At 70.0% G+C, this 10,315-nt stretch carries 11 protein-coding genes; 5 read left to right on the top strand and 6 right to left on the bottom strand.

Annotation, left to right across the window (positions count from 1 at the left end; genetic code table 11):
* Nucleotides 1-1,078, bottom strand: a 1,078-nt coding sequence (locus ACFWPJ_RS14730) for a multicopper oxidase family protein (RefSeq protein WP_378851311.1), incomplete at its 3' end; no start/stop codon positions are given.
* A 159-nt stretch (nt 1,079-1,237) separates the two neighbouring features.
* Between ACFWPJ_RS14730 and ACFWPJ_RS14725 the strand changes: the two genes are divergently transcribed.
* The 3 genes from ACFWPJ_RS14725 (at nt 1,238) to ACFWPJ_RS14715 (ending at nt 3,743) form a co-directional block, all read left to right on the top strand.
* Nucleotides 1,238-2,383 carry a sensor histidine kinase gene (locus ACFWPJ_RS14725; RefSeq protein ID WP_378851309.1) on the top strand — a complete coding sequence of 382 codons (1,146 nt, stop codon included), beginning with the start codon at nt 1,238-1,240 and terminating at the stop codon, nt 2,381-2,383.
* Nucleotides 2,380-3,018 (top strand): response regulator, encoded by a 639-nt coding sequence (locus tag ACFWPJ_RS14720; RefSeq protein WP_378851306.1) that lies wholly within the window; start codon nt 2,380-2,382, stop codon nt 3,016-3,018. The genes ACFWPJ_RS14725 and ACFWPJ_RS14720 overlap by 4 nt, the downstream gene beginning before the upstream one ends.
* A gap of 95 nt (nt 3,019-3,113) precedes the next feature.
* On the top strand, nt 3,114-3,743 hold the full coding sequence (locus ACFWPJ_RS14715; protein WP_378851304.1) for an NAD(P)-dependent oxidoreductase: 630 nt from the start codon (nt 3,114-3,116) through the stop codon (nt 3,741-3,743).
* A gap of 104 nt (nt 3,744-3,847) precedes the next feature.
* Here the strand turns inward: ACFWPJ_RS14715 and ACFWPJ_RS14710 are convergent, their stop codons facing one another.
* The 3 genes from ACFWPJ_RS14710 to ACFWPJ_RS14700 are packed head-to-tail and all read right to left on the bottom strand — an operon-like array spanning nt 3,848 to nt 7,039.
* Entirely contained in the window at nt 3,848-4,729 is an 882-nt protein-coding gene (locus ACFWPJ_RS14710; RefSeq protein WP_378851301.1) for an amidohydrolase family protein, read from the bottom strand.
* Nucleotides 4,726-5,769 carry a nucleoside hydrolase gene (locus tag ACFWPJ_RS14705; protein ID WP_378851298.1) on the bottom strand — a complete coding sequence of 348 codons (1,044 nt, stop codon included), beginning with the start codon at nt 5,767-5,769 and terminating at the stop codon, nt 4,726-4,728. Before ACFWPJ_RS14705 ends, ACFWPJ_RS14710 begins: the two co-directional genes overlap by 4 nt.
* Before the next feature lie 58 nt (nt 5,770-5,827).
* Nucleotides 5,828-7,039 carry an FAD-dependent monooxygenase gene (locus ACFWPJ_RS14700; protein WP_378851296.1) on the bottom strand — a complete coding sequence of 404 codons (1,212 nt, stop codon included), beginning with the start codon at nt 7,037-7,039 and terminating at the stop codon, nt 5,828-5,830.
* Between the two features lie 103 nt (nt 7,040-7,142).
* On the opposite strand from ACFWPJ_RS14700, the gene ACFWPJ_RS14695 reads away from it, so the two are divergent.
* Nucleotides 7,143-7,712: a TetR family transcriptional regulator gene (locus ACFWPJ_RS14695; protein WP_378851293.1), complete on the top strand. Its 570-nt coding sequence runs from the start codon at nt 7,143-7,145 to the stop codon at nt 7,710-7,712.
* A 34-nt stretch (nt 7,713-7,746) separates the two neighbouring features.
* On the opposite strand, the gene ACFWPJ_RS14690 is transcribed toward ACFWPJ_RS14695, so the two are convergent.
* Nucleotides 7,747-9,210, bottom strand: a complete 1,464-nt coding sequence (locus ACFWPJ_RS14690; protein ID WP_378851291.1) for a CoA transferase — start codon at nt 9,208-9,210, stop codon at nt 7,747-7,749.
* 16 nt (nt 9,211-9,226) lie between these two features.
* Here ACFWPJ_RS14690 and ACFWPJ_RS14685 point away from each other — a divergent pair, with 16 nt between their 5' ends.
* On the top strand, nt 9,227-9,979 hold the full coding sequence (locus tag ACFWPJ_RS14685; RefSeq protein ID WP_378851289.1) for a thioesterase II family protein: 753 nt from the start codon (nt 9,227-9,229) through the stop codon (nt 9,977-9,979).
* Here the strand turns inward: ACFWPJ_RS14685 and ACFWPJ_RS14680 are convergent.
* A complete protein-coding gene (locus tag ACFWPJ_RS14680; RefSeq protein ID WP_378851286.1) occupies nt 9,960-10,313 on the bottom strand; it encodes a DUF2784 domain-containing protein in 354 nt (117 codons plus the stop codon). The genes ACFWPJ_RS14685 and ACFWPJ_RS14680 overlap by 20 nt on opposite strands.
* Between the last annotated feature and the right edge of the window lie 2 nt (nt 10,314-10,315).

Here is a 10,315-nt window from a genome sequence, read left to right as displayed (position 1 = left end):
GCGCCGTGTTCGCCGCGGCGAGTGGGCTCATCGGCACGAGTGCCGCGGGGAGGGCCGCCGATGGCCGCAGCGTGTCGGCGGCGCGCAGGGCCAGGATGTCGAAGGAGTCGTCGAAGCCGAATTCGGCGGCCCGGTCGATACCGTCGCGGTCACCGATCGGCAGGGACCGTAGCGTGACGTTCTCGCCCGCGCGGACGGTGACCACGATCTCAGCCCGCTCACCCGGGCTGAGCGGGATCTCGGTCAGGGCAACAGGTTCCGGCAGGAGACCACCGTCGGTGCCGATCAGCTGGAACTGTCTGCCGTCGGCTAGCGCGAGGTTGTAGAGGCGGCCCGACGACCCGTTGAGGATGCGGAGCCGGACCCGCTCGGTCGTCACGGTGAAGTGGGCGCCCGCGATGCCGTTGGTCACGATGGTGTCGCCCAGCAGGCCGACATCGGTGGCGTCGGATTCGTCGATGCCGCCGTCGGCGGTGAACCGGCGATCCTGGATCACCAGCGGAATATCGTCGACACCATAGTCTTTCGGTAGATCGAGGCGATTGGTGGCATCGTCGTCGATCAGGAAGAAGCCGGCCAGCCCGCGTTGGACATGCTTTTCGGTCGCGCCGTGCGGATGTGGGTGGTACCAGAGCGTCGCGGCCTGCTGATCCACCCGCCAGCGCGGCATCCACTGCGCGCCGGGTGTGATCATCTGATGCGGTCCGCCGTCGAAGGCTGCGGGCAGATGCATTCCGTGCCAATGCACCGAGGTCGGCTCAGGGAGATCGTTGACGACGGTGACCGCGACCTCCTCGCCTCGCCGGGCGCGGAGTGTGGGGCCGAGCACCGACCCGCTGTAACCCCATGTCGGTGTGCGGGTGCCCGGCAGCATCTCGGTGCTCCCGGTCTGCACGCGCAAGGCGAACCGGCGGACACCGTCGGCGCCGAGGGTCGACGGTGCCTGGGGCGGAATCGGCAGCGGACGCGTTGCCGTCCCGGCGGCCGAACCCGGTGCCGAGGGCCGGATCGAACACCCGGCCGCGTAGGCGACCGGGACCAGGGCGAGGCCGGTGAGGAATCCTCGTCGCGAGACCACGTGTGCTCCTTGTCTGTGCGGGAACCTCCAGCTTCGATCGCGCGCGACCTCGACGACTCCGCCCAGCGGCCGGACCCCACCGGACCGAATCCGGCCGCGCGGCCCTTGCGGTCGCGCCGATCGCGTGCTAGTCGCGAAACGTCACCTACCGTGGGGTGCGTGATCGACATCAGCGCAGGCCGAGGCCCGCGGCAGCTCCTCCGCTGGCTGCCGCTGGCACTGATCCCCGTCTTGCTGCTCGCCAGCACCTATCCGGGACAGTTCCGGGTGCCTGCGCACTACTGGCTGCTCGCCGTCGCCGCGGGTGTGGTGTTCCTCGCCGGAGCGCGGTGGCCGCTGGCGGTGTCGATCGTGCTGTCGGTGCTCGCCGTGCCGATGTTGCGTACGCCGGCCTGGGGCGCGTCCGGCCTCGTGCCCTACCTCGGTTCGGTGGCCCTGGTCGATGTCGTGGCCCGGACCCATCAACGAGCCGTTGTCGCGGTGTCTACAGTGTGCTGGGCCGCTGCTGTCGTCCTGGGGCGGATCGGCATCCATGACACCTCCGTCGGCCGGGCGGCCACCCTCCTCGAGGCCGCGACGTATGTGGGACTGCCGCTGCTGCTGGGGTTGTATCTGCGCGGCCAGCGTGACCTGGCGCAGAACCTGCGAATGCGGGCGGCCGACGCCGAAACGCGGACCCGCCTCGACGAACGCGCGGCCATGGCGCGGGAACTGCACGATGTGGTCGCCCACCACATGTCCTCGATCATCCTGCGTATCTCCGTGGCCGGGCGGGTGGTGCGGGAAGCGGACCCGCGCCTCGTCGCCGTCCTCGACGATGTCCGCGGCACCGCCACCGACGCGCTGTCCGACATTCGCCGTTTTCTCGCTGCGCTGCGTGATCCCGAGTTCGGGACGGTGTCGCTGGTCGAAGCGGACGCGGTCGTCACCGAGGTCACGGCGGCGCTCACCCGGGCTCGCGCCGCCGGATTCACCGTCGAGGCCGACATCGACACCGAACTCGGCACCCTCGACGCGATGAGCCGACTCACCCTGCTGCGCCTGGTCCAGGAATCGCTGACCAATGTCATGAAACACGCGGATCGCGGTGTGCCCGTGCGATTCCGGATCGGCAAGCGCGACAACGGCATCGGCGTCGAGGTGGTCAGCGGCGGCCGCGAGGCCGCGACCCCGCCGGGACACGGCATCGTCGGCATGCGGGAACGGGTCGCCCTCGCCGGCGGCACCCTCTCCGTCGGCGCCGACGCCGGGCACTGGGTGGTGCGGGCCTGGCTGCCCGACGCCGTGCGGGGAGTGGACGCATGATCACGGTGCTGCTGGTGGACGACCAGCGCCTGGTGCGGGCGGGCCTGCGGATGCTCATCGAGGACACCACCGACCTCGCCGTCGTCGGTGAGGCGGCCGACGGCGTCGAGGCGGTGCGGCAGTTCGCCGAACTCGCGCCCGACCTCGTCGTCATGGACCTGCGCATGCCCGGCCTCGACGGCGTCGCGGCCACCCGGCAGATCCTCGCCTCGGCACCGCGCGCGAAAGTGCTCGTGCTCACCACCTTCGACGACGACGATCACCTGTTCCCCGCCCTCGCCGCCGGAGCCGCGGGGTATTTCGTCAAGGACACCGACCCTGAGGTCCTGCTCGACGCCATCCGGCGAACAGTCGACGGCGACCTGCTGTTCTCGCCCACCCTCCTGCGCCGCCTGGTTGCCCGGGCCCTCGAAGCCCAGTCGGCTCCCGGCTCGACCCCCGCACCCGATCTGACGCCCCGCGAGTTCGATGTCCTGCGCCTGGTCGGCGAAGGATACGGCAACCAAGAGATCGCCGACCAGCTCCATCTCGGCGTGAGCACCGTCAAGAGCCACATCGCGAACCTGCTCGAGAAGACCGGCACCGACAACCGCGTCCGCCTCGCCGTCTATTCCTCCAAGCTCACCGAGCACTGATATCTCAATGGTGAGATACATCATGATTAACTAACTCAATATTGAGATACATTCGACGTGTCAGTGAGTCGGGTTGTCGCACAGGAGGATTGATCATGCGGATCGCGGTGTTCGGAGCGGGTGGAGCCGTCGGCAGCAGGGTGGTGGCCGAAGCGGTGGCGCGCGGGCACGAGGTGACCGCGGTGGCGCGGCGGGTCGTGGCGATGCCGGACGGCGTGGACGTGCGGATCGGTGACGCGGGGTCTGCCGACGACGTCGAAAACCTGAGTGCCGGTCACGATCTCGTGATCGCGGCAACGCGCCCCGCGGTGGGGCGTGAGTCCGAACTGCGGGTGGTCGCGGCCGCGATGCTCGAAGGCGTGGCCCGCAGCGGTGTGCGGCTGCTCGTCGTCGGCGGCGCGGCGACGCTGACGGTCCCCGGCGCCGAGGCTCTGCTGCACGAAACCCCGGACTTCCCCGCCGAACTCGCCGCGATCGCGCAGGCCTGCGCCGAACAACTCGCCGCGTGCCGAGCCGATGCGGAGGCTGACTGGACCTATCTGAGTCCGCCCGCCGAGCTGATTCCGGGTGAGCGCACCGGGAGCTACCGGGTAGGCGCCGACGAACTGCTGGTCGACGTGGCCGGAGTGTCGACCATCTCGATGGAGGATTTCGCGGTCGCCCTACTCGACGAGGCGGAGCGCCCGGTCCACCGACGTGCCCGCTTCACCGTGGCGGCGTCCTGATTCGCCCCGTCGTCGTCGGCACCACCCATTCGTGAGGCTACTGGCAGAAGGCGCTCGAGAACTCCTGGCCCCTGCTTGCCGAGGGGATGGCGATCCCCGCCTGATCAGCGCAGGTCGAACAGCGCGACCGCGTTGTCGTGGCACACCTTGCGCAGCCAGTCCGGCCCGAGGTCGAGCCGCTCGAGCGCCTGGACGGCCTCGGCGTACGGGTAGGGGATATTGGGGAAGTCGCTGCCGAACAGAATGCGATCGGCGAAGCGGCGCAGGCGTTCCCGCTCGGCGGGCGGGAACGGCGCACCGCCTTCGCTGAAGTCGGTCCACACCATCGTCGTGTCGAGGTAGAGCCGCGGGTACTGCTCGGCCAGGTCGAGGAACTCGCTGTACTCGGGGGTGCCCATGTGCGCGATGATCAGCCGCAGCGCCGGAAAGCGCCGCAGCAGTTCGGCAATGGGTGCCGGACCGGTGAATTCGCCGGGGGCGGGCCCTGATCCGCAGTGGATGAGCACGGGTACACCGGTCTCGGCCAGGATCGCCCACACGGGGTCGAGCAGGGGGTCCAGCGGTGAGAACGCGCCGACCTGGATGTGCACCTTGAAGACTCGCGCACCACTCTCGATGGCGGCGCGGACGTATTCGGGCGCCTCCGGTTCAGGGTAGAAGGTGGCGGTGTGCAGGCAGTCGGGTGTGCGGGCGGCGAACTCGGCGGTCCACTCGTTGAGCCAGGCGGCCATCTGCGGCTTGTGCGGGTACACCAGCGAGGTGAACGCGCGAACGCCGAAGTCGCGCAAGGTCTTCAGCCGCACCTGTTCGTCGTCGCGGTACGTGATCGGCCACGGCCTGCCGGTCAGCGGGCCGACCTGGTCGAAGTACGCCCACACCTTGCGCATCACCTGGTCGGGCATGAAGTGGGTGTGCACGTCGACGATCGCTGGCAGCTCGAGGCGGCGGCGGAAGTCGGCGAGATAGGCGGCGGTATCGACGGTCACGAGGGCGGCTCCGGGTACAGGCGACGGGCGAAAGCTCCGACGCGGGTGACGAGACGTTCGAAGAAGACGGCGGGGTCGGTGCCGATCACGATGTCGGCGTTGGGTTCCCGGCCCCACATGCCCGCCCAGTCGGCGACGGTGGTCGCCCGGGTGATGGTGCCCGCCAGTTCGACGTCGACGGTGGCGGGACGGGTCAGCGCCAGAGCCGGGTCCAGCGCGACCGCGGCGGCGAACGGGTCGTGCATGTGCGCGAGGTAGCCCAGGTCGTACAGATCATGGAAGTCGAAATAGAACCGCACCGCGTCGACGAGATACCGGATGATCGGATTGCTTGCCGCCGAACGCCATTCGGGGGCAACACCCGCGGCGACCCGTTCGATCGGCGTGCTGTGGGCGGCCTCGGCCAGCCGGGCCAGATGCTCGGGCCGCATCTCGATGGACTCGGTGATGTCGAGCGCGCACACCAGCGGCCTGCGATCCGGCGCCGCGGACGAGAACGCGTCGAATACCTCTTTGGCCGCCTCGGGGTCGACGTGGATGTTCCACTCGTTGGTCGGTGTGGTGTTGCCCGGATGGTTGAACGCGCCGCCCATGATCACCAGGCGCCGCAGCAGCCGGGGCAGTTCGGGTTCGATGCGCAGGGCCAGGGCGAGATTGGTCAGCGGGCCGGTGCACAGGCCGATCGCCGAGCCGGGGTTCGCGCGGGCCAGGTCCACCCACATCTGCGCGGCCGACCGGCCTGACAGCGGACGAGTCGAGACAGGTAGCTCGGCATAACCGAGGCCCTGCGGGCCGTGCGTGTCCTCGGTGGTGCGCAGCGGCACGGCGAGCGGTCCGTCCGCGCCGGCGGCCACCTCGATCTCGTCGGCGTGGGCAAGATCGAGCAGGGCGAGGGTGCTCACCGCCACCTGCGCGGTCGGCACATTGCCCGCGGTCGCGGCGATCCCGATGATCCGCGCCTCCGGTGACGCCAGCAGATACAGCAGCGCCAGCGAATCATCGATGCCGGTGTCCACGTCGAGGATGATCTGCTGAGCCACAGCTCGAGGGTAACCGTGGCTGTTGGCCCGGATCTCGCGGGAGGTCCGGGCCGGGCGATCAGTAGGTCGGCAGGGTGAACTCCTCGGTGTGGCCGAAGAAGATCTTCTTCGTGATCGGCCGCATCGGACGCGACATCATCATCCGCACGTTGACCTTCGCCAGGCTGGTCATCAGCTTGGTGTGCGGGAGCATCATCGCGATGCCGCCGCCGGGAATCTCCTTGGCTTTGGCCAGGAACGGCGTGATCGTGTCCTGATAGCGCCGCAGGGCGCCGGGCAGGTCCGCCGGCGTCGCGGCGATCTCGGCCGCGAGCACATAGGCGCCGACCACCGCCATCGCGGTGCCCATCCCGGTCATGGGGGAGCCGCAGTAGCCCGCGTCGCCGACCAGCGTGACCCGGCCGACGGCCAGGTCGGGCACGTCGACGCGGGCGAGCTCGTCGAAGTAGAAATCGGGGGTGGTCTCCATCGCGGCGAGCACCGCGGGCGCGTGCCATCCCGCCTCGCCGATGGCACGGCGGATCAGGGCGCGCTGGGCGTCGGGGTCGCGACGCAGCGCGGGGTCGGCGTCGGTGCGGATGGTGATGATCGCCTTCGCGGTAGCCGGGTCGCCGTCGGGGCGGATACCGAGCATGGCGCCGGGTACCAGGCGCATGCCGAACCAGCCGGGCTCCACCTGCGGCGGGGTCGGCATCGTGAAGAACGCGCCGTACCCGCCGAGGTTGGTGCTGAACTGCTCCTCCGGCCCGAAGACGAGTCGTCGCGTCGCCGAGTGCACGCCGTCGGCGCCGATCACCAGGTCGAAACTTTCGGTGCGGCCCGAGGCGAAGGTGACTTCGACGCCGGTGTCGTCCTGGTCGATCCGCTCGATCCACTCGCCATAGCGGTAGTCGAGGTGGCCGTTGTCGGCGGTGGCCAGGGCGTCGAGCAGGACCTGGTTGAGGTCGCCGCGGGTGATCTCGATCTCGGCGACCGCGCCTCGGCCGTCGAAATCCTCCATCGCCATGCGGGCGTAGACGCGGCCGTCGCCGTCGATGTAGGACATGCCGCGCTCGTCGAGCTGGTACTTGCGGATGCCCTCCATCAGGCCCATCCGCTCGGCCGCTTCCCGGCTCGGCCCCCGCAGATCCACGGCCTGGCCACCGGGGCGGGGGACTGCGGCGCGCTCGACGACAGTGGTGCGAATGCCGCTGCGCAGCAACTGAAGTGCGACCGCGTTGCCCGCGATACCGCCGCCGGAGACCAGAACGTGCAGGGGGCTGGTGGTCATGGTGTTTCCCGTCTGGAGAACGAATGTCTTAGACATATGTCTAACATGTGGGTTGCACGAATGTCTAGTACAAATGTCTAAGACGGTCGGGTAGTCTCGCGGCATGGGTAATCGAGAAGACCTACTGGCGGGGGCGCGCAAGGTCATCCTGGAACGCGGTGTGGCCAAGGCGACCGCGCGCGATATCGCCGCGGCCGCCGGGGTGAGCCTGGCCGCGATCGGCTATCACTTCGGGTCCAAGGAGCGGCTGGTCACCGAGGCGCTGAGCGAGGCGCTCGGCAACTCGATCGGTGACGCGATGGAGGAGCTGATCGACGAGGGGGCGGGCACGTCGCCGCTGGCCGGCCTCACCCGGCTGTGGAACGGAATGCCCGCCGTGTTCGCCGACAATCACGAGGCGATGCTGGCCAGCCTGGAGAACATCGTGCGGATCGTGCGCTCCGACGAGGCGCGGGCCCAGCTCGGTGACCAGCTCTCGGGTGCCTATACCGATCTCGCGGCGAATCTGCGTGCGGCGCATCCGGAACTCGACGAGGCGCAGGCCGACGCGATCAGCCGGCTGTACTTCGTCCTCGCGCAGGGCCTGGGTGTGCTGTGGTTACTGAATCCGGGTGAAGTGGTGGCCGACGGTGATCAGCTGGCGGAGGCGGTGCGCGCGCTCGCGGGGCGCTGAGACCGTCTGCCCGGTGGGGGACCTGCGCGACAGGTCAGGTGCGTTGGTCCGGTAGCGCGGTCCAGAACGGCTGCGCGGACCCGTAGGGCGGTGCGGGCCAGCGGAAGTCGGCGTACTCGGCGAATGCCGGTGCGGCAGTGATGAGTTCGCTGTGGGTGACAGTCGCCGTCGGATCGGGCGCTGCCGCAGCGGGGTGAGTAGAGGGGCGATCACCTGCCAGGAGCCAGGAAGCGGTGCGGGCCAACGAGACTCGCACGTCGCGACCTGCCCCGTCGTCGGCTCGCGCCAGGAGTGCGTCCAGGACGCCCGCGGCGAGGAGATACCCGGAGCCGTGGTCGAGCGCCTGCGCAGGCAACGCACCGGGGCGATCCGGTGAGCCTTCGATCAGCGAAATACCCGACGTCGCTTGGACGATGCTGTCGAAACCACGTCGGCCGGCCCACGGTCCGGCTGTGCCCCACGCCGAGACGGACGCGTCGATGAGATCGGGCCGCGTCACCCGCACGCCCGTCGCGGCGAGCGCACCCGGCCGGTAGCCCGTCACCAGCACGTCGGCGGCGGACAGGAGGTCCTCGAATGTCGCGAGGTCGGTGCGCAGGTCGAGCAGGGTCGAACGCTTGCCCTGACAGGTGTCGGCGAACTGCCAGTCGATCTCGGGAAGTCGCGGCGGATCCACGCGGAGCACATCGGCGCCCAGCAGTGCGAGGGTGCGGGTCGCGACGGGTCCGGCCAGGACCCTGGTCAGGTCGAGCACTCGGATGCCGCGCAAAGGGTGCTCGGCGGTGGGGTGCCACGTGGATGGGTTGCCTGGTGGGCGCTCGCCTGGGTAATCGCGCTTCTCGCGACCTGTGCCGGCCTGCCTTGCTTTCCGAGCCTCGGAATGCGCCGAACTCGGCCCGGTGTCGGTGCGCCGATCGACTGTGACCAGCGGACCTGCTGCGGCCGCCCGGCCCATGGGACTGCCTGCCCACTCGGACTCGGTGCGGATGCGTACCGCGATCGCACCCGCGGCGGCCGCCAGGTCCTCGACCTCGGCCGCGGGCAAGGCGGCCAACCGGGCGGTCAGCTGCGCGGCGTCGGCCGACGGAGACAGGCCGAGGGCGTGGGTCAGGCGGTCGCGATGGTGCGGATAGTTGGCATGGGTGCGCACCCACCCGTCGGCGGTGCGAAAGAAGCCGGACAGCTCGGCGAAGATCGACGGCGCGCTGCCACCGCGGCGAAACAGCCGCTCACTGCGGAACGCCGCGTCGACCCGGGCCGGATCGAGGGCAGACGGCCTGGTCGGCAGCCCATGCGCCGCGCGGATCCGGTTCGCGGCCGCGCCGACGGCCGCCACCGAGCCCGCGGCCAGTGCCCAGACCGGTAGCGTGGCCGCGAGCCGGTCACCCGGATCCGGCTCATCGGCCCCGGCCGATGCTGCGAGTCCGAGACCGGTCTCGTAGGCGTGCACGAGTTGCTGCGCGGTGGTCACCTCGACCAGCCTAACCGCGGCGATCATGGTGAAGGAGGGTGAGGTGGGCGTGAATACGGCTGCGACGGAATGGGTTCGGGTACTGCGACCGGATCAGGCACCGCGCGGGCAACTGGTCTGCCTGCCGCCGGGCGGTGGCTCGGCGGCCTTCTACCGCGAACTGGCTCGGCACATCGGACCAGGGGTCGACGTCGCCGCCGTGCAATACCCGGGCCGCCAGGATCGGCTCGGCGATCCGATGATCACCGACCTGCACGAGCTCGCCGACCGGATCGCCGCGGACCTGCTGCGACAGCCGACCCGGCCGCGCGCGCTGTTCGGGCACAGCATGGGCGCTACGGTGGCCTACGAGACCGCACGGCGGCTCGCCGCGGCAGGTCAGGCGGTTGATCAGCTCATCGTCTCCGGCCGTCCCGCACCGGAATTCGTCGAGACGCAGCGGCTGCACCAGGGCTCCGACGCCGCCCTCATCGACGACCTCGAGCGGCTGGCCACCGACCCCGCGCCCGTGCGGTTGCTGCGCACCGAGCCGGGCCTGGCCGACCTGGTGCTGCCCGCCGTCCGCGCCGACTATCAGGCCGTCGAGACCTACCGGCACCAGCCGGGACCCCAGCTGAGCTGCCCGATCGTCGCACTGGTCAGTACCGAGGACCCGACGACGACACCCGCGCAGGCCGAACAGTGGCGCACCGTCACCGACGGGCCGTTCAGCATCCGCACGTTTCCCGGCGGGCACTTCTACCTCGACGAACAGCCCGCCGAGGTGGCGCGGGAGATCACACGGCACCTGAACTGAACCGGCGGTGCCGCTGGTTCAGCCGCACATAGCCGATCCAGGACACGAGCACCGCCGCCGCCGCGAACGCCCGCATCAGCCCCAGCGCGCTGTCCGGATAGATCACCCCGGTCAGATAGTGGTCGATGAAACCGCTGGCGGGCAGCTCGGCGACCGCGGCCTGCCTGCGCGCCCAGTTCTCGGCATGAGTCAGCGGGCAGTCGAAGCCGATCAGGATCGTGGCGAACCCCCACGACGCGGCCAGCAGGTGCAGGCCGATCGTGCGTGGCCACCGCCACGCGAGGAAACCGCCGGCGACCACGTACGCGATGAACGCGACGTTGGTGTAGGCGATGT

Origin of the sequence: Nocardia sp. NPDC058497, from assembly GCF_042720195.1 — a bacterium.
Taxonomy (GTDB): domain Bacteria; phylum Actinomycetota; class Actinomycetes; order Mycobacteriales; family Mycobacteriaceae; genus Nocardia.
Note: the sequence above shows the minus strand (reverse complement) of the source record. Positions and strands in the feature narration are given on the sequence as shown.

Coding starts and splice junctions, on each gene's coding strand:
- ACFWPJ_RS14720 (WP_378851306.1), top strand. CDS start 2,380: ATGATCACGGTGCTGCTGGTGGACGACCAGCGCCTGGTGCGGGCGGGC.
- ACFWPJ_RS14715 (WP_378851304.1), top strand. CDS start 3,114: ATGCGGATCGCGGTGTTCGGAGCGGGTGGAGCCGTCGGCAGCAGGGTG.
- ACFWPJ_RS14700 (WP_378851296.1), bottom strand. CDS start 7,039: ATGACCACCAGCCCCCTGCACGTTCTGGTCTCCGGCGGCGGTATCGCG.
- ACFWPJ_RS14695 (WP_378851293.1), top strand. CDS start 7,143: ATGGGTAATCGAGAAGACCTACTGGCGGGGGCGCGCAAGGTCATCCTG.
- ACFWPJ_RS14690 (WP_378851291.1), bottom strand. CDS start 9,210: ATGATCGCCGCGGTTAGGCTGGTCGAGGTGACCACCGCGCAGCAACTC.